This window comes from Corynebacterium sp. NML 120412 (assembly GCF_002285155.1).
GTDB lineage: Bacteria > Actinomycetota > Actinomycetes > Mycobacteriales > Mycobacteriaceae > Corynebacterium > Corynebacterium gottingense.
Genome location: NZ_NSGL01000001.1, coordinates 1,449,961 through 1,469,952 on the forward strand (window position 1 = coordinate 1,449,961; position 19,992 = coordinate 1,469,952).

Here is a 19,992-nt window from a genome sequence, read left to right on the forward strand (position 1 = left end):
TGCCATTACCTGCGGATATGACAGGCGACAGAAACAGCCAGTACGTGAGTTCGAGCCTCACTTGGGGCACGCTTTTCGACGCCCCGCCGCCGGCCCACCAGCCAGCCGCGGGGCGTTCTTCGTGCGCCTGCCACCCACCGTTCTTGGGCTGCTTCCCGCCTCCTAGCCCCGCACGAGCAACTCGCAATCCGCACTCCATTTTGCGATACATTTCCGTTTCTCCACGTCCAGGACGTGACGGGGATTGCAGCCACCCTCATTTGTGCGCGAGTTCGCGTCAATCCCTAGCGCTGCGGTTTTGCAGAGGTCTAGCCTAAGCAGTTGTAGCAACAACCGCTTCCGAAGGAGATCCACCATGCGCTACACAAACGGCAACTACGAAGCCTTTGCCCGCCCCCGCAAGCCCGAAGGTGCTGACGAAAAGACCGCCTGGATCCTCGGCTCCGGACTCGCCGGGCTGTCCGCCGCAGCCTTCCTCATCCGCGACGCACAGGTGCCGGGCGAAAACATCCACATCCTCGAGCAGGCGAACATCGCCGGCGGCGCGCTCGACGGCATCAAAGAACCGGAGGACGGCTTTGTCATCCGCGGCGGCCGCGAGATGGAAAACCACTTCGAAACGCTGTGGGACCTCTTCCGCTCCGTCCCCTCGCTGGAAATCGAAGGCGCGAGCGTCCTTGACGAGTTCTACTAGCTCAACCTCGACGACCCGAACTACTCCCTCCAGCGCGCGACCGTCAACCGCGGCCAGGACGCACACACGGACGGCAAGTTCACACTTACCCGCAAGGCGCAGAAGGAACTGATCAAGCTCTTCTTGGCCACCCGCGACGAGGTGGAAAACGTGCGCATCAACGAGTGGTTCAGCGAAGACTTCCTGGAGTCCAACTTCTGGATGTACTGGCGCACCATGTTCGCGTTCGAGGAGTGGCACTCCGCGCTGGAAATGAAGCTCTACGTCCACCGTTTCATCCACCACATCGGCGGCCTGCCCGACTTCTCCGCCCTGGAATTCACCAAGTACAACCAGTACGAGTCCCTCGTCCTCCCGCTGACCAAATACCTGCAGGACAACGGCGTGCAGTTCGAGTACGGTACGCGGGTCACGGACGTCGACTTCCGCATCGCCAACGGCGAGAAGCAGGCCACGTACATCCACTGGGAGAAGGACGGCGAGGACGGCGGCGTCGCGCTCACGGAGAACGACCTCGCGTTTCTCACCATCGGCTCACTGGTGGAAAACTCCGACAACGGCAACCACCACCGCGCGGCCAAGCTCAACGAGGGACCTGCCCCGGCGTGGGACCTGTGGCGCAAGATCGCGGCGAAGGACCCCTCGTTCGGCCGCCCGGACGTGTTTGGCAGCCACATCCCGGAGACGAAGTGGGAGTCGTGTACCGTGACCACGCTCGATGAGCGCATCCCGCGCTACATCGAGAAGATTGCCAAGCGCGACCCCTTCTCCGGCAAGGTGGTCACGGGCGGCATCGTTACCGCGCGCGACTCGAGCTGGCTGCTTTCGTGGACCGTGAACCGCCAGCCACACTTCAAGAACCAGCCAGATGACCAGATCGTGGTGTGGGTCTACGCGCTCTACTCGGACAAGCCTGGTGACTACACAGGTAAAACCATCGAGGAGTCCACGGGCGAGGAAATCACCCGCGAGTGGCTCTACCACCTCGGCGTCCCGGTTGACCAGATCGACGAGCTCGCCGCCACCGGCGCGAAGGCCGTCCCAGTGATGATGCCGTACGTTACGGCATTCTTCATGCCGCGCCAGGCCGGCGACCGCCCTGACGTCGTCCCGGAAGGTGCGAAAAACTTCGCATTCATCGGCCAATTCGCCGAGTCCGCGCAGCGGGACTGCATCTTCACCACCGAGTACTCGGTCCGCACTCCAATGGAGGCCGTTTACACGCTCATGAATGTCGAGCGCGGTGTGCCCGAGGTCTTCAATTCGACCTTCGACGTCCGCGCGCTTCTCGACGCCACCGTCCAACTCCGCGACGGCGAGCCGCTTGGCTCCGGCCGCGACACCAAGGCGGGCCGCTTCATGCGAAAGCACTTCCTGGACAAGATCGAGGACAACGAGATCGGCGAGCTGCTCCAGGAGTCGGGCCTGCTCAAACCGCGCAATTAGCCGCGTCCTCCACCTGCCAGGCCGCGCGCTGCACCGCGGCTTGGCGCGGGCCCCGGATTGCAACTTACATAGGCATAGTATATATTTACGCTATGCAGATTGACGAACAAGCACAGCTCGCCAATAACCTCGTGTGGGCCAGCAGCCGCTTCGCACGGACCGCATATCAAGCAACCCCGGTGCAACTCTCGTACGTCTCGCTACGCGCGATGTCCGCACTCAATCGCGAGCCCGGACTTCGCGCCGGAGAACTCGCACGTCGTGAGGGTATCACACAGCCGTCCATGAGTCAGGCAATCAAGAAGCTTGTCGACGGCGGCTTCATCACCCGCCACCCCTCGCCCGAAGACGCGCGCGCCGCGGACCTCATGATCACCGACAAGGGCCGCGACATTCTCCTGAAGTACCGCAACGACTCCGCCGCCCAGATTCTGCCTGTGCTGGACACGCTGAGCGACGACGACATCGCCGTGCTTCACCGCGCCTCCGAACTGCTCCAGCAGATCACCGAGGAACTCTCCGAGAAGCGCTAGCGCATCTGCATCCCTACTTACTGAGGTCGGCAATCCAGTCGACCCCACCACATTTGTCATGCCCAAAAACAAGGAGGTTTTCATGTCCAACGCTGGTTTGGAAGACGCCGAACCGCATTCAATGCTGAAGCAACCAATCGCTGTGTGGGCCCTCGCGTTCGCCTGCACGGTCTCGTTTATGGGCATCGGCTTGGTCGATCCGATTCTGCCTGCAATCAGCCGCGAACTCGACGCGTCCCCCACGCAGACGATGCTGCTGTTCACCAGCTACCTGCTCATCACGGCGCTCGCAATGTTTTTCAGCGCCTTCATCTCCTCGCGAATCGGAGTCAAGGTCACACTCTTGATTGGACTCGCACTCATCGTCGTCTTCGCGTTTCTGTCCGGCGCCGCCGGCTCCGTCGACGCCATCATCGGGTTCCGCGCCGGCTGGGGCTTGGGCAACGCCCTGTTCATCTCCACCGCGCTCGCGGCGATCGTGGGCGCCGCCGCAGGCAGCGCCGGTCAAGCCATCATCCTCTACGAAGCGGCGATGGGCATCGGCCTCGCCGTCGGCCCGCTGGCCGGTGGACTCCTCGGCGAGATCTCTTGGCGAGCCCCCTTCTACGGCACCGCCGTCCTCATGGCCATCGGCTTTCTCGCAATCGCGACGCTCCTCAAGCGCAACTCCAACAAACCCGCCCCCGTCGAATTCAGCGCAGGCTTCGTCGCGCTCAAGGAACCGGCACTGCTCACGCTCGGACTGGTCGCGTTCTTCTACAACTTCGGCTTCTTCACGCTTCTGGCATACTCCCCGTACCCAATCGAGGAGGCCGCCTCGCTCGCAGGCAAAGACTTCGGCGCCATCGAGCTGGGATTCGTCTTCTTCGGCTGGGGCCTCACACTCGCCATCTCCTCAGTGTTCCTCGCACCCCGCCTCGTGCAATGGCTCGGCCTCTTCCCCGTGCTGAACCTGATCCTCGGCGGCTTCGGCGTCCTACTCGCCTGCCTCGGTTTCGCCGCGCTGCACCTCACGGCGGTCGTCACCCTGGTCATCATCGCCGGCATCTTCATCGGCGTCTTCAACACCGTGCTCACCGAGGCCGTCATGGAAGCCACCCACCTCCCCCGCAACGTCGCCTCCTCCACGTACTCCGGACTGCGCTTCCTCGGCGGCGCCATCGCCCCCGCGGTCTCCGGCCCGCTTGCCGCCGCGCTCGGCGCGGGCGTCCCGTACTGGTTCGGCGCGGCGTCGCTGGTCCTCTCCCTCGCAATCCTGCTCGTGGGCAAGCGCAACCTGGGCCGCCTCGCTTAACGACGCCACCGCCCCAGCGCATGCGTGTTGGCGCCAGGGGCACTGGCGCTAACTCGAAAGCGGACGGCACGCTACCCGTCATCCGGCGGGTCCGGGGTACGAAACGGCGCCCGCGCGGCGTGATCCGCCCCAGTCGGTGTGACCCGACCCGACGGCGAGACCCACACAATCCGCCCATCCCGACGCTGCGTCCGCCCACGCGACGGCCTACCGGCCTGATAATTGTGATACCGACACAACCACCCCAAATTCCCCACCTCAGTCTCACCCCCATGCTGATGCTCCACCATATGATGCGCATCGCACTGTGACGCCGGCACATCACAATCCTTCCACGTACACGTAAGCGAATCCGCCAACATCATCTCCCGATGCTTCCGATGCGCAAACCGCACATCATACGCATTCACCGGCCCATCAGCCGCCCCCACCAAAATGATCGCACCCAGTTCCTCGAGCTGCATCCGCACAAACTCCTCACCAGAACAAATCACCCCGCTGGCAAAATGCACCTCAACATCGTCGCCGGCACCCGAGATGATCTTCACGTAATCACCAAGATCCAAATTCGCAGTTACACGCACCGTGTAGTCCGCCTTCGGGCAATCATTGGCCAACCAACCAGCAACATCATCTTTCGCCGCATCGTAGACACCTTGCACCGCAAGGGCCGGCCCTGTCACACGAAGCGTTGCCATCCCATCCCCATGCTGGCGCACCCGCACCCCAGGCGTGCGCGCAGGCGCCGGCGACAACTCCCGCTTCAACTGCCCAGCAACACGGCGCACACACGCCAAATCACCACTGGTGGCACACAGCGTTTCAATAAACCGCCACCGGTTCGTCGCATCTGTAATCGAGCGCGACGCACGCGCAATATAGGCCAACGTATCCACCCGATGCCCGCACTCACGAGCACCTGCCACCGCACGGGCCTGGTAGCGCGAGTGCGACGTCGGCGCGTACAACATGCGGGCGGCAACGACTAGCTGGGCGGCGCGGTCGGGGGCCACGCCGGCGTCGATAAGCGAATCTGCAGACACGCCAACGGCCGCGGCGACGTAGTCAACGCCGGCGCGGTCGTGGGCCACAAGGTCTGCAATCACATCCATACCCAGCACCATACGGGCCCGTGACCAGCGCAAACAAGCACTTGTGAGAAGACTCCCAAAACACCCACCGAAGGGAACCGCGGGCCCGTTCCCTGCGTCTAATACTGGTTAAGGGTTTTCCGCGCGCCTCGCCGATGGGACAATGGTCCACCCGCTTGGTTAGGATGTTCGCATGCGCCAGACCATTCTCGCCGGCACCATCGCTGCCGCACTCGCTGTATCCACTGTCCAGTTCAGTCCCCTCGTCTCGGCCGCCGCCGCTGCGGAGGCGGGCGAAAACGGGGGCGATGGGGCGTCGTCAAGCACTCGCCCCAAGGGCAACAAGCCCGGCGACCCCTCGCCCGGCCTGAAGCCGCTGGACTACGACGAAGAGAAGGATCCCATGCACCTGGATCCGGACAAGAACCCGGTGAAGAAGGTGTCGAGCTCCGAGATGTTCCTGGATTGGACCAAGGACATGGAGGAGGGCGACGGCAAGGACGTCGTGCAGGCGTGGGCGAAGAACTCGTCGGTGCCGGATACCGCGAACCCGTGGGAGCTGGCGAAGCAGGAGGTGCAGGGCTCGTCGATGATGTCGTCCGGCTTCTTTACCGGCGACTTTGCGCAGAGCTCCGCGGGCTCGAGCCGCGCGGCGTCGTCCGTCATCCCGGTCATGCTGGGCCTGCTGGTGATCGGCCAGCTCGTGGAGCTGGTGATGCGCGGCATCCGCATGGCGCAGCAGTAGCTTTGCCGCACGGCATGGCGACTTCCCCGCCGACACCGTTGCGAGTAATATACAGTGCACAGTATATTTCTACGCTTCTGGAAGTTCCATGCACGCAACATTCACCGCACGCCGGGCAGGCGTCCTCGGGGCCTGCCTCGCCGCAGCGACCCTGCTGACCGGCTGCGTGACTAACACCGAGGACGGTACGCCCGATGGCTGGGAGCCGATCGTCCCGGAAGAAGTCCCCGAGATCGCGGCCCTTGTGCCTGAGCAGGTCGCCGCGGACGGCAAGCTTTCCATCGGCGCCAACCCGCCATTCGCCCCGTTCGAGTTTAAAAACTCCGAGGGCGAACTCATCGGGTTCGAAATGGACATCGGACGCGCGCTCGCGGGCGTGATGGGCCTGGAATACGACCCGCAAGACATGGACTTCTCCATGATCCTCCCCGCGGTGCAAGCCGGCAGCCTCGACGCCGGCATGTCCGGATTCACTGACAACCCTGAGCGTCGCGAATCGTTCGACTTCGTCGACTTCCTGTACGCCGGCATCCAGTGGGCGCGGCAGACTGACAGCGCCGTCGACCCCAACGACGCCTGCGGGCTCACCGTTTCTGTGCAGCGCACGACCGTCTCCGAAACCGACGACGTGCGCCCCAAGTCCGACGCCTGCGTCGAGGCGGGCAAGGAGCCGATCACCGTCCTCTCCTTCGACACCGCCGATAACGCGGCGCTGGCCGCGCTCGTCGGCCGCGCGGACGCGTACAGCGCCGACTCCCCCGTCACCGCGTGGGCTGTGGAGCGCTCGGGGGGCGACCTCGAGCTCGTCGGCGAGATGTTTGACGCGGCGCCGTACGGAATCGCCGTACCGAAGGACTCGGAGCTGGGCCCCGTCATGGCGCTGGCCATGCAGCACCTGATCGACACTGGGGAATACGCCCGCATCCTGGAGCAGTGGAACGTCGATAGTGGGCTGCTCGAGCACGCACTCCTGAACGAACAACCGATAGAAGGGCTGGGGTAACACCAGATGAGCAACAAGGTAAACAGCCGGCGGAGCAAGCCGGAGCGCATCGAGGCGAAGCCGCTTCGCCACCCCGGCCGCTGGGTGCTCGCCGCGATCCTGGTCGCGCTCGTCGCCTGGTTCATCATCGGCGCCGCGCGTAACGACGCCTACGGGTGGGACACCTACTTCCAGTACCTCTTTGACACCCGCATCGCCATCGCCGGCCTGCACACGCTCGCGATCACGCTGCTGGGCATGATCATCGGCGTCGTCGGCGGCATCCTGCTCGCGGTCATGCGCATGAGCCCGAACCCGGTGTTCAACGCGGTCGCCTGGCTCTTCCTCTGGGTCTTCCGTGGCACGCCGGTCTACGTGCAGCTGATGTTCTGGGGACTGATCGGCGCGATTTATGACTCGATCAACCTCGGCTTCACCGAGATCCCGCTCGAGCCGTTCACCTCTTCCGCGTTCGCGCTGGCGGTCGTGGGCCTCGGGTTGAACGAGGCCGCGTACATGGCGGAGATCGTCCGCTCGGGCGTGTCCTCGGTGCCGGAGGGCCAGGTCGAGGCGTCGAAGGCACTCGGCATGAGCTGGCGCCAAACGATGACGCGCACGGTGCTCCCGCAGGCGATGCGCATCATCATCCCGCCGACGGGCAACGAGTTCATCTCGCTGCTCAAGACCTCGTCGCTGGTGGTCGCGGTCCCCTACTCGCTCGAGCTGTACGGCCGCTCCATGGACATCGCGGCGGCCCTGTTCCAGCCGGTGCCGCTGCTGCTCGTCGCGGCGACCTGGTACCTCGTCATCACCTCGCTGCTCATGGTCGCCCAGTACTACCTGGAGCGCTACTTCGAGCGCGGTGCGACCCGCCAGCTCACCGCCCGCCAGCTCGCCAGCTTGGCCGACGCGGAGGGCACCATCCCCTCCAACGTGGAAATCATCACCGCACCGGACAAAAAGAAGGGACGCTAAGCCATGACGGTCAAAGCAACACCGATGATCCAGGCCGTGGACGTGTGGAAGTCGTTCGGCCAGTTGGACGTGCTCAAAGGCATCAACCTGGATGTCATGCCGGGCAGCGTCACCTGCCTCATCGGCCCGTCGGGGTCCGGCAAATCGACGTTCCTGCGCTGCGTCAATCACCTGGAAAAGGTCAGCGCGGGCCGCCTGTACGTCGACGGCGACCTGATCGGCTACCGCGAGCGCGACGGCGTGCTCTACGAGATGAGCGAGAAGGATGCGGCCAAGCAGCGCCGCGACATCGGCATGGTGTTCCAGAACTTCAACCTCTTCGGCCACCGCACGGTGCTGGAAAACATCATCGAGGCGCCGATCCACGTCAAGGGCGAGGACCCGGCGAAGGCGAAGGCGCGCGCGATGAAACTGCTTGAGATGGTCGGCCTCGCCGCGAAGGCCGACGCCTTCCCCATCCAGCTCTCGGGCGGCCAGCAGCAGCGCGTCGCGATCGCGCGCGCCGTGGCCATGGAGCCGAAGCTCATGCTTTTCGACGAGCCCACGTCCGCCCTCGACCCCGAGCTCGTCGGCGAAGTGCTGCGCGTGATGAAGGACCTCGCCGCCGAGGGCATGACGATGATGGTGGTCACCCACGAGATGGCGTTTGCCCACGAAGTGGCCGACCACGTTGCGTTCATGGCGAACGGCCAGGTCATCGAGTACGGCACGCCCGCCGAGGTCCTGGACAACCCGCGCGAGGAGCGCACCAAGGCCTTCGTTTCGACGCTGTTCTAACGCTCGTTCTAGCGCCCTTTACGCCCCGAACATCCCGACCAGCCCGCGCACGAGCGCGGTAAACCCGCCGAAAAACGCGAGCGAGAGCGCCACGGTGTGCGCCTTGGCGCTCGGGATGTGCGGGGCTAATTTCGTGCCCGCAACCTGGCCGACGATGAGCCCCGCGGCCGCCGCTCCCCAGAACGCCGCCGGGATGGTCGCCAGGTTCGCAGCCCCGGTGAGCTCCTTGATCAGGAACGAGACCGCGCCGGAGACCATGAAGATGGGCTGCAGGGTGGCCGCGTAGGTGCGCTGCGGCCAGCGCGCCGCCTGCGAGTACACCGTGATGGCGGGCCCTGCCACGCCAGCGAGCGTGTTCATGAACCCGCCGACGGCGCCGGAGACGGCCGCGGGCAGCGCGCCTTCGATAGGCGGCACGTAGCGCTTACCCAGGGTCACCACGCTCAGCGCGATGAGGAGCACGATGCCGACGACCACGAGCAGCGCCGAGGGCGACACCGCGCGGATGAGGAACGCACCCGGCACCGCGCCGACGACGAGCGCCGCCGCAATCGGTGCGAACTTGCCCCAATCGACGTCCGCGCGCATGGACCACGTGTTCAGCACCGCGTTGATCGTGGCGAGGACGTTGATGAGGATGATGCCCACGACCGGCCCCAGCATGAGCGAGAGCGCGGGCGCGGCGATGAGACCGAGCCCCATGCCGGAGACGCGCTGGGAGATGGCGCCGGCAGCGATGGCAACGAACACGCCGACGGCGAGCCAGATCACTGGAACTTCTCCCGCATGGCCTCGCGAACCGTGTGCGGCACCAGCCCGGTGACGTCGCCGCCGTATTTGGCCACCTCTTTGCACAGGGAGGAGGAGACGTAGCCGTACTTCTCGTCCGTCATGAGGAAGTAGGTGTCGATGCCGGACAAGCGGCGGTTCATCTGCGCCATGGGCAGCTCGTAGTCGTAGTCCAGCGAGGAGCGCAGGCCCTTGACCAGGGCGGTCACGCGGTGCTCGTTGGTGTAGTCGACGAGCAGGCCTCCCCAGGAGTCCACGCGCACGCCCGGGATGTCCGCGGTCACCTCGCTGATGAGCGCCATGCGCTCGTCCACGCTAAACAGGCCCGACTTCTTCGACGGGTTGCCGGTGACAAGCACGATGACCTCGTCAAAGCTGTGCGAGGCGCGGCGCACGATGTCGAGGTGCCCGTTCGTGATCGGGTCGAAGGACCCGGGGCAGACAGCGGTGGTCATTGCTCCTCGCTTTCGTTGGTCTCGGGGTCCGCGTAGACGGCCATGTCCATGCGGGCAATGCCGTAGGTGCGCTTCTTCAGCTTCTGGCCCGTCGGGGTGAAGTTCGCCGGCCAATCGGTCTCGGGGCTGTCGCGGTGGCGCTCGACGACGACCACGGCTCCGTCGATAAGCAATGGCTCGAGCGCGCGGACCATCTCGGCGACGGTGGCGTCATCGAGCGCGTACGGCGGGTCTGCGAGCACCATGTGGAAGTGCTTGCGCGGGGCGCGCGCAACGTAGGTGGAAGCCTTGACTGGCTCGATGCGGACGTCCGCGTGGCCGACGACCTCGGCGTTGTGCTCGATGACGGCGACCGCACGCGGGTCATTTTCCACCAGCACCACCTGCTGCGCGCCGCGCGACGCTGCCTCGAGGCCAAGCGCGCCGGAACCGGCGAACAGGTCGAGCACGTTCGCCCCCGTGAACCCGAAGCGGACCTGGAGGGACGAAAACAGGCCCTCGCGGGCGCGGTCGGATGTCGGCCTCGTGCCCTCGGGCGGGACCTTGATCTTCCTGCCGCGGGCGTCTCCGGAAATAATGCGGTTCATGCCACACACTGTAGCGGGCAGGTAGCGCGGGTTTAGCTTTTGTCTAGGTATTCGAAGTCTTCGGCGACAAAGTCCGCGGTGGCGCTGCGCGCGAACTCCAGGTTGTCGGCGACGATGCTGCCCGCGTCCCGGTAGGCGCGCTCGACGAGTGCTCGGTCGTCCACAAGATTGATCAGCCGCAGGGTGCGGTGCAGGCCCGATTGCTCCTTACCCAGCACGTCGCCCTCGCGGCGGTTGAGCAGATCAAGCTCCGCGAGTTTGAAGCCGTCCGTGGTGGCCGCGACCTGCTGCACGCGGGTAAACGACGGGGAGCCCTGGTCCGCCAGTGTATGGAAGAGGCACCACGACTCGAACCCGCCACGGCCGACGCGCCCGCGCAGCTGGTGCAGCTGGGAGACGCCGAAGTGTTCGGACTCGCGCACCATCATCACCGTGGCATTGGGCACGTCCACGCCGACCTCGATCACCGTGGTGGACACGAGCACGTCCGTGGCGCCCGCGGCGAAATCCGCCATCACGGCGTCCTTCTCTTCGCCCTTCATCCGGCCGTGGAGGACGGCGACCGTGCTGTCCGGGAACTCCGCGTCGGCGAGGTACTCGGCCACCTCGTGCACGCCGCCCTCGCTCTCGATCCTGGGGCAGACAATGTACGCCTGGTGGCCCGCCGCTATCTCTTCGCGGATCTTCTCCCACGCGCGCGCTACCCAGGACGGCCGAAACTCCGGCACGACCGAGGAGCGAATCGGCTTGCGCCCGCCCGGCAGCTCTTTGAGCGTGGACACGCTCAGGTCGCCGAACACGGTGATAGCGATGGTGCGCGGGATGGGGGTCGCAGTCATGACGAGCAGGTGCGGGGTGCGCTCCCCCGCCTTCGCCCGCAGCGTGTCGCGCTGCTCCACCCCGAACCGGTGCTGCTCATCCACCACGACCAGCCCGAGGTTGAAAAAGTCCACCGTGTCCTGGATCAGCGCATGCGTGCCCACGACTATGTCCGCCTCGCCGGAGACGATCTTGAGCAGCGCCTCCTGCTTCTGCGCGGCCCCCATGGAGCCGGTGAGCGCGACGACGCGCGCGGGAACGCCGGCGCGCAGCAGCGTCTCTGTAAGCGAGCGCGCGTGCTGCATCGCCAGCACCTCCGTCGGCGCGAGAAGCGCGGCCTGCGCGCCGTTGTCCACCGCCTGCAGCATGGCGATCAGCGCGATGATCGTCTTGCCGGAGCCGACCTCTCCCTGCAACAGCCGGCTCATCGGCCGCACGGAGGCCATGTCCGCGCTGATCTCCCCGAACACCGCCGATTGACCCTCCGTGAGCGCGAACGGCAGCTGGCCCAGCAGCCTCGCCTGATCCCGGTCCGCCACCCGCGGCAGGGCCTCCGCGCGGCGATGCGAGAGGTCCGCACGGCGCACCCCCATGGCCAGCGCGACGGACAGCGCCTCGTCGTACTTCAGCCGGTGCAGCGCCTTGCCGGGACCCTCTGGGCCGGGCTCGTGGATCTGGCGGACCGCCGAGTTCAGCGGCAGCATCCCGATCGGAGTGAACCCGAGCGGTTCCTCGATGGTCGGCAGCGAGTGCAGGACCATGTGGACCGCGCCCATAATCGTCCAGGTGTTGATCCCCTTTTTCGCCGGGTAGATGGGCAGCCAGTCGCGCCCGGAAAGGATGTGCTCCAACGACCCGAAGTGCATGAGTTGTTTCAGTGAGCCGGTGGCCTGGGACGTGCCGTCGAGAAGCACGAAGTCCGGGTGCTGGAGCTGGGGGCGACCGCGAAAAAAATTGAGCTTGCCGTTGAGCATCACGCGGCGACCCTCGCGGAGCATGCGTTGCGCGTAGGCGGAGCCGAAGAAGGTGGCGGGGATGGTTTGGCGGCCGTCGTCGACCTCGATGCGGAAGATGGGGCGCTTCGGGGTCTTGCGGTTCGGGATCAGGGTCGTGCTCACGACGGTGCCGATGATCGTCGCGGTGGAGCCCTCCTCCATGCCGGTCAAGTCTGCGCCCTTGCCGTACTGGAGGTAGCGGCGCGGGTAGTACTGCAGGAGCTCGCCGCAGGTCGTGATGTCCAGGTGCTTCGCAATCGCGCGCGCCTGTTTGAGCGGGATGACCAGGTTCAGCGGACGCGAGTCTGCAAACCCAAGCATGGGCTACTCCACCCCAATCTCGGCGACCGCGCCGAGGCCGTCCGCGGGGTACGCCACCGCCTCAACGCCGAGCGTCTCGGCGAACCGCACCGCGAGCGCGTCCAACTCTTCGGCGTGCAGGTAGGTGGGGTCGTAGAGCACCGTGACCTGCTCGCCGCCGTGATCGAGCAGGCGCCGGCACGCACCCTCGAGCGCCTCCGCCGGCGTGTCCGCGATGAGCACGGTCTCTCCGTGAGCAGTAACGATGATGTCGCCCTTGCCCACGGGGCCACCCTGGATAAGCCCCGCCTTTTCGGCGCGGTGCGCGACGGCCGTGCGCATCTCGCCCGCGGCCTCGGACATGGTGAACGCGGCGGTCGCCAGGGGCTGGTTCGCGTCGTGGACGGTCAGCGCGGCGATCCCGGAGACCAGCCGCACGGTGGCGAGCAGCGTGATCGTCTGCTCGAAGGCCCGCGTCGCGCGCTCGACCGCGACCAGGTTCCGGCTGTCCAGCAGCCCGTTTGGCAGCAGGATCACCTCCTGGGCGCGGGAGCGGCGGATCGCTGCGAGGATGTCCGCCACCACATCAGGGCCGGGGGCAATGGTCACGGCGCCGGCCTGACCGTACAGCTCGGTGAGCGAACCGGGCGGCGTGACCGCGATGATCACTCGCTTCGGCGCGCGCGTCACCGGCTCCGCGGGCAGGATCTCCAGCCGCAGGTTACTGACCTGCCCTGCGCCGAAGGCCTGCTCGATCACCTCGCCGGCGCGCTCGGTATGGATATGGACGGTTCCCTCGTCCTCGCCGGCGCGCGCGACGACGAGGCTGTCTCCCAGCCCGACCAGCGCGTCTTCGAGCCTCCCGAGTGCGCCGACCTCGCCGCGGAAGTAGAACATGACCTCAAGGTTTCCCGCGGCACCGTGCGAGTGCGCCGCCGAGCCAGTGCTTCTGGGCGCCCCCTCCCCCGGCTCGCTTGCCCCCGGCGCGTTTTGCGCAGCGCCATCCGCCACCTCGGCCACGAGGGCTTCGAGGAGGATGACCAGCCCCGTCGCGCCCGCGTCGACGACTCCGGCTTGGCGCAGGGCCTCGAGCTGCGACGGCGTGTTCGCCAGCGCCTGCTGCGCCGCCCCGGTTGCGGCGGCGGCGACGTCGCTGAGCGTGTTCGCGGTGGTGCCGGCAGCCGCCTCCTCTGCGGCGACGGCGGCGGCCCGCAGCACGGTGATCACTGTGCCCTCGACGGGCTCGGCGATCGCCCGGTCCGCAAACCGCACCGCGGCGGCGAGCGCGTCGGCGACGATGGCCCCACCGGAGGTCTCCTCCGTCATGGACTGCGCCAGGCCGCGCATGACCTGGGAGAGCACGACGCCGGAGTTGCCGCGTGCGCCCCGCACCGCGCCCTGGGCGAGGGCTTCGGCGACCTCGGCGGCCGTGGCGTCCGCGCCGATCTGCTCGGTCGCTTCCACGGCGGCGTGCATGGTGTGCGCCATGTTGGAGCCGGTGTCCGCGTCGGGAACCGGGAACACGTTGAGCTCGTTGATCTCCACCCTGCGGCGTTCGAGTTCGCTGGCGGCGCGCCTGGCCCATGAGCGCAGGCGGTCACCGTCGAAGCCACGAGGAGTCACCATGAGCGGTTATCTTACAGGCCCCAGTCCACCGGCTGCCCACCTTGGTCTTGAAGCGCCTGGTTGGCCCGGCTAAACGGGCGGGAGCCGAAGAACCCTCGGTTGGCGGAAAGCGGGGACGGGTGCGGGGACTCGATGCGCGGCGTATCACCAAGGAAGCGCGCCGCCGACTGCGCGTCGCGGCCCCAGAGGATTGCCACGAGGGGCTGGTCGCGGGCCGCGAGCGCGCGGATCGCCGCCTCGGTCACCGCTTCCCAGCCCTTCCCGCGGTGCGAGGCGGGCGCACCGGGCCGGACCGTGAGCACGCGGTTGAGCAGCAGGATGCCCTGGGCGGACCAGGACGACAGGTCGCCGTCGGCGCGCGGGGCGACGCCGAGATCCTCCTGCAGCTCCTTGTAGATGTTGACCAGGCTGCGCGGCGGCTTCACGCCCGGCTGGGTGGAAAACGCCAGGCCCATCGGGTGGCCAGGCGTAGGGTACGGGTCCTGCCCGACGATGAGGACGCGCACCGCGTCGAACGGGTCCGCAAACGCGCGCAGGATGTCGTTACCGCGCGGCAGGTAGGCGTCCTCGCCGCGGAGGAAGTCTCCCATGGCGTGGATGCGGTCCTCCACTCCCGCGAGCGGTGCCTGCCAGGTCTCGTGTACGGGTAGATTCATCCGAAGCTCTCCCATCCGTTGGTGTAGTGGGGCGCGGTGGCGTCGATAAGCACCTGCCCTGTGCGTGTGACCCTCCCGATCGAGCGGAAGCCGACGGGCGCGGAGCCGTCGCAGGTGCCCAGGAGCGTGTGGTCCTCGCCGCCGGTGAGCACCCACTCCCAGGGGTCCTGTCCGAGGAGCTCGCCGGCTTTGCGCAGCAGATCGTCGGGCGCGATGGCCAGGCTGGACAGGTCGATGCCCACCTTGGAGTGCGTGGCAATCTGGGACAGGTCGCGGATCAGTCCGTCGGAGTTGTCCGTCATCGCGGTGGCGCCGGCGGCGCGCGCAACCACGCCGCGGCCGGGGGTCAGGCGCGGGACCTGGTGCGCGTGGACGAGCGGCTCGAGCGCTTCCGGGATCCGCACCCCGGCGTTGAGCAGCGCGAACCCGGCGGCGGAGTAGCCGATGTCGCCGTGGGCCACGACGCGCTGCCCGGGCCGCGCGTGGTCCAGCGAGAGCGGATCGCGGTTCCCGCCGAGCGAGCCGATCGCGGCGACGGAGACCACGAGCTGGTCCGACTGCGTCACGTCGCCGCCGACGAGTTCGGTGGAATAGTCCGCGGTCGCCTGGCCCACGCCGCGCGCCACCCCCTCGATCACGGCGAGCGGCAGGTCCGGCGGCGCGGCGATGGCCAGCAGTGCGGCGATCGGGCGCGCGCCCATCGCCTCAATGTCGGCGAAGTTTTGGACGACGGCCTTGCGCCCCACGAATTCCGGCGTGGTGAGGTCGGCGCGGAAGTGGCGCCCCTCCACGAGCATGTCGGTGGCGGCCACAACCCGCGAGTTCGGGGTCGAGGGGGTGAGCACGGCGGCGTCGTCGCCGTTGATGGGCGATGGCGAGGCGCGCACGATGGCGTCGATCACCGCGTGTTCGCCCACGGATGTCAGCGTGGGCCCGACGGTGGGAAACCCGGTTCGGATCACGGTTGCTATACCGCCTTTCGTTAGACTGTGGCGCCATGAGTGCTTCCCCGGCGAACGAATCACAGGTTAATAGAACAGCGGCGTACGTCAGCCTTGGGCTCGCCGTCGTCTTCGTTGTGGCGGTGCTCGGCGGGGCGCGCTTCGTGGCCACCCAGGCCGCGAACCAGCCGGTAGCGATGTCCCAGCTCGACTCGCCGCAGGCCGGGTCTCAGGAGTGCAGCACGCTTATCGACGCCCTCCCTAACCGCCTCCTCTCCCACCGCCGCGCAGCACTTGCGGACCCCGCGCCCGAGGGCGCTGCCGCGTGGCAGTCCTCCTCCACCGAGCGGGTGACCCTGCGTTGCGGGGTGGCCATGCCGCAGCAGTACACCGCGTACGTCGAGCCCCTAACCTTCGAGGCCGCGGGCGCCCGCTGGCTGCGCGTCGACGACGCCACCCCCGGCTCCACCATGTCCACCTGGTACACCGTGGACCGCGAGCCCGCCGTGGCCGTCACCGCCGACGGGGCATCCCTCGGGCGCGATGACACCCCGCTCGACGGCTTGGACCTCTCCGGGCTGCCGGCGCAGCAACACGCCTACGCGCCGGCGCCGCTGACGCAGCTCGCTGCCGACGAGTCAGGCGCGGCGGACTCGTGCCGCGCGCTCACGGACGCCGCCCCCGACTCGATTGCCGAAGGCTACCGCCGCAGCGCGCCTCGCGACGTCCCCGAGTCCGCCCACGTCATCGGCTGGATCGCGGACGGCAAGGAGCCGATCGTGGTGCGCTGCGGTGTCGCGGGCCCGGCAAGCTACGCCGCGGGGGCGCAGCTCTCACAGGTGGATGACGTCCCCTGGTTCGAGGACACGACACTGGCGAACGGGACGACCGCCTCGACCTGGTACGCGCTGGGTCGTGCGACGGGCGTGGCGGTGTCGCTGCCGCAATCGGCGGGCAGCGAGGCGATCACGAACCTCTCCGCACTCATCGCCGAACAGCTGCCGGAGCAGGGCTAGCGCTACCGCTTCAGCGCGGTGGTGACCAACAGGTCCAGCAGGTCTGGGTACGCCAGACCGCTGGCCTGCCACACCTGGGGGTACATGGAAATCGGGGTGAACCCGGGCATGGTGTTGATCTCATTGAGCACCGGGCCGTCCTTGGTAACGAAGAAGTCGATGCGGGCCAGGGACTTGCAGTCCAGCGCCTCGAAGCAGCGCAGCGCGAGCCGCTTGAGCTCCGCGATCGTTGCCTCGCCGTAGGGCGCGGGAATGGTCGCGGTGACCTCGTTGTCCAGGTACTTCGTCTCGAACCCGTAGAAGCCTTCGGCGGAATCCTCGGTGCCGTTGAGCTTGGCGGGCACGCTCGCTTCGATGCGCCCGTCCGGGTGCTCGATGACGCCGACTTCTACCTCGTCACCGTGCAGCTCCGACTCGACGAGGACCTTGCCGTCCGATTCGTGGGCGAGCGCGATCGCCTCGTCGAGGGCCTCCCATGACTCCACCTTGGACACGCCAATCGACGAACCACCCGAGGCAGGTTTGACAAAGACGGGCAGTCCGAGGCGGGCACGCTGGGCGTCGTCAAGCGTCTGCCCTGCGCGCAGCACCACCTCCTCGGCGACAGCGACCCCCTCCGCCCGTACGAGCTTCTTCGTGTACTCCTTGTCCATGCCGCACGCGGAGGCGAGGACGCCGGGGCCGACGTAGGGCACGCCGGCCATCTCGAGGAGGCCCTGGATGGTGCCGTCCTCGCCGAACTTGCCGTGCAGGACCGGGAAGACAACGTCGACCTGAGCCAGGGCCTCGCCGCTTGCCGCGTCGACGAACACGCCGCGCCGGTCCGGGTTGAGCGAGAGCGCCACCTCGCGCTTCCCGGATACCTCCGGCAGCGTGGCGCCCGCGACCGGGTCGAGCGCGCCCTCCACCCAGGCGCCGCTGCGCGTAATGCCCACGGGGTAAATCTCGTAGCGCTCGGACGAGAGGTGCGCCATGACTGCGCCGGCCGAGATGCAGGAAATCGAGTGCTCGGTGGACTGGCCACCGTAAATGACGGCTATACGAATCACAGATCGAGACTACACCAGCCAGCTGCTCCGCCAGCTTCCCAGCTACTCCGACTTCTTGCTCCGCCCCATCAACGCTGCAATCGTCTCCGGCACCTTCACGCCCTTGTGGCACACGGCGTACACCGCCTGGGTCAGCGGCATGTCCACGCCCCGCTCCTGCGCGAGCTGGAAGATGCTTCTCGACGACACGACGCCCTCCGCGACCTGCCCCTTCGTCGCAGCCTTCGCCTCCTCGATCGTGGCCCCCTTGCCCAGCGCGGCGCCGAACGTGCGGTTGCGGGACAGCGGAGACGAGCACGTGGCGACGAGGTCGCCCAGGCCGGCCAACCCGGAGAACGTGCGGGCGTCCGCGCCCAGCTCCGTGCCGAGGCGGGTGATTTCCGCGAGGCCGCGCGTGATCAGCGAGGCCAAGGTATTTTCGCCGAGGCCCTGGCCGGAGGCCATGCCGCAGGCGAGCGCGATGACGTTCTTGGTCGCCCCGCCGATCTCGCAGCCGACGACGTCCTCGTTGGTGTACGGGCGCAGGTAGTTCGTCGCGCAGGCGGCCTGCACCAGCTTCGCGCGGTTGAGGTCGGAGCAGGCGATGACGGTGGCGGCCGGCTGCTCGAGCGCGACCTCTCTGGCCAGGTTCGGGCCGGAGAGCACGGCGATGCGGTCCTCGGTCGCGCCGGTGACCTCGCCGATGATCTGAGACATACGCAGGTGCGTGTCCGATTCGATGCCCTTGGAGATGGACAGCAGCGTCGAATCGGTGCGCAAATGCTGCGCCCACCCGGTGAGGTTGTCGCGCATCGTCTGGCTCGGCACCGCGAAGACGACGATGTCCGCGCCGAGTGCGGCTGCGGCGTCGGAGGTGGGGCGCACGGCGTCGGGAAGCGTGATGCCCGGCAAATAGTCGGGGTTTTCGCGTGTGGTCTCTATCGTGCGGGCGAGCTCCGGGCGGCGCGCCCAGAGGTCTACCGCGTTGCCGGCGTCGGCGAAGACCTTTGCCAGCGTGGTGCCCCACGACCCGGCGCCGAGCACTGCCACATTCATCATTGCGTTGCTGCCTTCCTCATTCTTCCTCGCTGTGCCTCAACAAACTTTGTCAGCCTATCAAGAGTTTTGCACGCCGTGCGCGGCACGCGGGCGCAGCGGGCGCATTGGCGCGCGAGCACAGCGTGCGCAAAAATAGCGGGTATGGCTGACAAGAAATCGCGCGCGGGCGCGCCGCGCAAGGGGAAACTGCACGAGCAGCACAAGGACATCGCCGGGGAGATGTTCCTCACCGGGCGCCACCAGGAGATCCCGAAGCGCCCGCTGGACGAGTTCCCCCGCACCACCCTGGCCGCGGGCGCGGTGCTGTGGCGCGGCGACCGCACCCAACCGGAATCCATCGAGGTGGCGTGCATCCACCGCCCGCACTACGACGACTGGTCCCTGGCCAAGGGCAAGCTCGACCCCGGCGAGTCCCTGGTGGTCACCGCGGTGCGCGAGATCCGCGAGGAGACCGGCTACGAGGTGCGCCTGGGCAAGCTGCTGGGCAAGACCATCTACCCGGTGAAGCACACCACAAAGGTGGTCTACTACTGGACGGGCGAGGTCACCGGTGGCGAGTTCACCCCGAACGACGAGGTGGACGAGATCCGCTGGCTGCCCATCCCCGAGGCGAAACCGCTGATGAGCTACAACCTGGACCGCCAGGTGCTAGAGAAGGCACAGAAGCGCTTCTCGCGCTCCGCGGATACCCGCATCCTCCTCGTGCGCCATGCTCGCGCGCACGAGCGCGCGAAGTGGTCCGGGGATGACAATCTGCGCCCGCTGGACAAGAAGGGTCGCCGCCAGGCGGAAATGCTGGTGCCGATGCTCTCCCCCTTTGCACCCACCCGCATCTTCTCGGCGGAGCCGGACCGCTGCCAGGCCACCGTCGAGCCGCTTGCGGACGAACTGGGCCTGGACGTCACCGTCGACCCTCGCTTCGGGGACCAGGCCTGGCTGGGCGATATGGTCGGCGCGAAACGCGCGTTCGAGGACGTGATCAACGCCGAGGGCACGAGCGTGATTTGCAGCCAAGGCGAGGCCATCCCGGGGCTGATAGCGTGGTTGGCAGCAAGCGGTACGCTGCCGATTGATACGGAAATCAACGCGAAAAAGGGCTCGGTGTGGTCGCTGACGTTCCACAAGGGCCAGCTCTCGGGTGCGGATTACCTGCCTTCGGCGCTACCGGTGAAGTAGCAGAAAGG

The 19,992-nt window shown here is 67.1% G+C and carries 18 protein-coding genes and 1 pseudogene; 9 read left to right on the forward strand and 10 right to left on the reverse strand.

What is annotated here, in order from left to right; genetic code table 11:
• The first annotated feature begins 355 nt into the window (after window positions 1-355).
• The 3 genes and pseudogenes from CKJ84_RS06590 to CKJ84_RS06600 all read left to right on the forward strand — a co-directional run bounded on the left by CKJ84_RS06590 (window position 356) and on the right by CKJ84_RS06600 (window position 3,967).
• Window positions 356-2,140, forward strand: a pseudogene (locus CKJ84_RS06590) (oleate hydratase).
• 92 nt (window positions 2,141-2,232) lie between these two features.
• Window positions 2,233-2,673, forward strand: coding sequence for a MarR family winged helix-turn-helix transcriptional regulator (locus CKJ84_RS06595; protein ID WP_095546308.1), 441 nt, complete (start codon window positions 2,233-2,235; stop codon window positions 2,671-2,673).
• A gap of 121 nt (window positions 2,674-2,794) precedes the next feature.
• Window positions 2,795-3,967, forward strand: coding sequence for an MFS transporter (locus CKJ84_RS06600; protein WP_198949245.1), 1,173 nt, complete (start codon window positions 2,795-2,797; stop codon window positions 3,965-3,967).
• Window positions 3,968-4,038: 71 nt separating this feature from the next.
• Here CKJ84_RS06600 and CKJ84_RS06605 read toward each other — a convergent pair whose 3' ends face one another.
• Window positions 4,039-5,091 (reverse strand): HNH endonuclease signature motif containing protein, encoded by a 1,053-nt coding sequence (locus CKJ84_RS06605; RefSeq protein ID WP_143340327.1) that lies wholly within the window; start codon window positions 5,089-5,091, stop codon window positions 4,039-4,041.
• A 160-nt stretch (window positions 5,092-5,251) separates the two neighbouring features.
• Here CKJ84_RS06605 and CKJ84_RS06610 point away from each other — a divergent pair, with 160 nt between their 5' ends.
• From CKJ84_RS06610 to CKJ84_RS06625, 4 genes are all read left to right on the forward strand, one after another.
• Window positions 5,252-5,803: a hypothetical protein gene (locus CKJ84_RS06610; protein ID WP_095546310.1), complete on the forward strand. Its 552-nt coding sequence runs from the start codon at window positions 5,252-5,254 to the stop codon at window positions 5,801-5,803.
• Window positions 5,804-5,891: 88 nt separating this feature from the next.
• Window positions 5,892-6,806: an ABC transporter substrate-binding protein gene (locus CKJ84_RS06615; protein ID WP_095546311.1), complete on the forward strand. Its 915-nt coding sequence runs from the start codon at window positions 5,892-5,894 to the stop codon at window positions 6,804-6,806.
• A gap of 6 nt (window positions 6,807-6,812) precedes the next feature.
• Window positions 6,813-7,760: an amino acid ABC transporter permease gene (locus tag CKJ84_RS06620; RefSeq protein ID WP_095276192.1), complete on the forward strand. Its 948-nt coding sequence runs from the start codon at window positions 6,813-6,815 to the stop codon at window positions 7,758-7,760.
• Window positions 7,761-7,763: 3 nt separating this feature from the next.
• A complete protein-coding gene (locus CKJ84_RS06625) occupies window positions 7,764-8,537 on the forward strand; it encodes an amino acid ABC transporter ATP-binding protein (RefSeq protein ID WP_304441709.1) in 774 nt (257 codons plus the stop codon).
• A gap of 18 nt (window positions 8,538-8,555) precedes the next feature.
• Here the strand turns inward: CKJ84_RS06625 and CKJ84_RS06630 are convergent, their stop codons facing one another.
• The 7 genes from CKJ84_RS06630 to CKJ84_RS06660 are packed head-to-tail and all read right to left on the reverse strand — an operon-like array spanning window position 8,556 to window position 15,726.
• On the reverse strand, window positions 8,556-9,308 hold the full coding sequence (locus CKJ84_RS06630) for a TSUP family transporter (RefSeq protein ID WP_369801158.1): 753 nt from the start codon (window positions 9,306-9,308) through the stop codon (window positions 8,556-8,558).
• Window positions 9,305-9,781: a pantetheine-phosphate adenylyltransferase gene (gene coaD / locus CKJ84_RS06635; protein WP_095534987.1), complete on the reverse strand. Its 477-nt coding sequence runs from the start codon at window positions 9,779-9,781 to the stop codon at window positions 9,305-9,307. The genes CKJ84_RS06630 and coaD overlap by 4 nt, the downstream gene beginning before the upstream one ends.
• Window positions 9,778-10,368 carry a 16S rRNA (guanine(966)-N(2))-methyltransferase RsmD gene (gene rsmD / locus CKJ84_RS06640; RefSeq protein WP_095546313.1) on the reverse strand — a complete coding sequence of 197 codons (591 nt, stop codon included), beginning with the start codon at window positions 10,366-10,368 and terminating at the stop codon, window positions 9,778-9,780. The genes coaD and rsmD overlap by 4 nt, the downstream gene beginning before the upstream one ends.
• A 32-nt stretch (window positions 10,369-10,400) precedes the next feature.
• Entirely contained in the window at window positions 10,401-12,503 is a 2,103-nt protein-coding gene (locus CKJ84_RS06645) for an ATP-dependent DNA helicase RecG (RefSeq protein ID WP_095546314.1), read from the reverse strand.
• Window positions 12,504-12,506: 3 nt separating this feature from the next.
• On the reverse strand, window positions 12,507-14,108 hold the full coding sequence (locus CKJ84_RS06650; RefSeq protein WP_095546315.1) for a DAK2 domain-containing protein: 1,602 nt from the start codon (window positions 14,106-14,108) through the stop codon (window positions 12,507-12,509).
• Between the two features lie 11 nt (window positions 14,109-14,119).
• Window positions 14,120-14,764: a uracil-DNA glycosylase gene (locus tag CKJ84_RS06655; protein ID WP_095546316.1), complete on the reverse strand. Its 645-nt coding sequence runs from the start codon at window positions 14,762-14,764 to the stop codon at window positions 14,120-14,122.
• Window positions 14,761-15,726, reverse strand: coding sequence for a thiamine-phosphate kinase (locus CKJ84_RS06660; protein ID WP_095546317.1), 966 nt, complete (start codon window positions 15,724-15,726; stop codon window positions 14,761-14,763). Before CKJ84_RS06660 ends, CKJ84_RS06655 begins: the two co-directional genes overlap by 4 nt.
• 35 nt (window positions 15,727-15,761) lie before the next feature.
• Between CKJ84_RS06660 and CKJ84_RS06665 the strand changes: the two genes are divergently transcribed.
• Entirely contained in the window at window positions 15,762-16,721 is a 960-nt protein-coding gene (locus tag CKJ84_RS06665; RefSeq protein ID WP_095546318.1) for a DUF3515 domain-containing protein, read from the forward strand.
• Between the two features lie 2 nt (window positions 16,722-16,723).
• On the opposite strand, the gene CKJ84_RS06670 is transcribed toward CKJ84_RS06665, so the two are convergent.
• Entirely contained in the window at window positions 16,724-17,770 is a 1,047-nt protein-coding gene (locus tag CKJ84_RS06670; protein WP_095546319.1) for a D-alanine--D-alanine ligase family protein, read from the reverse strand.
• A 42-nt stretch (window positions 17,771-17,812) separates the two neighbouring features.
• Window positions 17,813-18,808 (reverse strand): NAD(P)H-dependent glycerol-3-phosphate dehydrogenase, encoded by a 996-nt coding sequence (locus tag CKJ84_RS06675; protein WP_095546320.1) that lies wholly within the window; start codon window positions 18,806-18,808, stop codon window positions 17,813-17,815.
• Window positions 18,809-18,949: 141 nt separating this feature from the next.
• Here CKJ84_RS06675 and CKJ84_RS06680 point away from each other — a divergent pair, with 141 nt between their 5' ends.
• Entirely contained in the window at window positions 18,950-19,984 is a 1,035-nt protein-coding gene (locus CKJ84_RS06680; RefSeq protein ID WP_095546321.1) for a bifunctional NUDIX hydrolase/histidine phosphatase family protein, read from the forward strand.
• Window positions 19,985-19,992: the final 8 nt, after the last annotated feature.

Coding starts and splice junctions, on each gene's coding strand:
- CKJ84_RS06655 (WP_095546316.1), bottom strand. CDS start 14,764: ATGAATCTACCCGTACACGAGACCTGGCAGGCACCGCTCGCGGGAGTG.
- CKJ84_RS06645 (WP_095546314.1), bottom strand. CDS start 12,503: ATGCTTGGGTTTGCAGACTCGCGTCCGCTGAACCTGGTCATCCCGCTC.
- CKJ84_RS06665 (WP_095546318.1), top strand. CDS start 15,762: ATGAGTGCTTCCCCGGCGAACGAATCACAGGTTAATAGAACAGCGGCG.
- CKJ84_RS06595 (WP_095546308.1), top strand. CDS start 2,233: ATGCAGATTGACGAACAAGCACAGCTCGCCAATAACCTCGTGTGGGCC.
- CKJ84_RS06680 (WP_095546321.1), top strand. CDS start 18,950: ATGGCTGACAAGAAATCGCGCGCGGGCGCGCCGCGCAAGGGGAAACTG.
- CKJ84_RS06600 (WP_198949245.1), top strand. CDS start 2,795: ATGCTGAAGCAACCAATCGCTGTGTGGGCCCTCGCGTTCGCCTGCACG.
- CKJ84_RS06615 (WP_095546311.1), top strand. CDS start 5,892: ATGCACGCAACATTCACCGCACGCCGGGCAGGCGTCCTCGGGGCCTGC.
- CKJ84_RS06675 (WP_095546320.1), bottom strand. CDS start 18,808: ATGATGAATGTGGCAGTGCTCGGCGCCGGGTCGTGGGGCACCACGCTG.
- CKJ84_RS06605 (WP_143340327.1), bottom strand. CDS start 5,091: ATGGTGCTGGGTATGGATGTGATTGCAGACCTTGTGGCCCACGACCGC.
- coaD (WP_095534987.1), bottom strand. CDS start 9,781: ATGACCACCGCTGTCTGCCCCGGGTCCTTCGACCCGATCACGAACGGG.
- CKJ84_RS06650 (WP_095546315.1), bottom strand. CDS start 14,108: ATGGTGACTCCTCGTGGCTTCGACGGTGACCGCCTGCGCTCATGGGCC.
- CKJ84_RS06625 (WP_304441709.1), top strand. CDS start 7,764: ATGACGGTCAAAGCAACACCGATGATCCAGGCCGTGGACGTGTGGAAG.
- CKJ84_RS06620 (WP_095276192.1), top strand. CDS start 6,813: ATGAGCAACAAGGTAAACAGCCGGCGGAGCAAGCCGGAGCGCATCGAG.
- rsmD (WP_095546313.1), bottom strand. CDS start 10,368: ATGAACCGCATTATTTCCGGAGACGCCCGCGGCAGGAAGATCAAGGTC.
- CKJ84_RS06610 (WP_095546310.1), top strand. CDS start 5,252: ATGCGCCAGACCATTCTCGCCGGCACCATCGCTGCCGCACTCGCTGTA.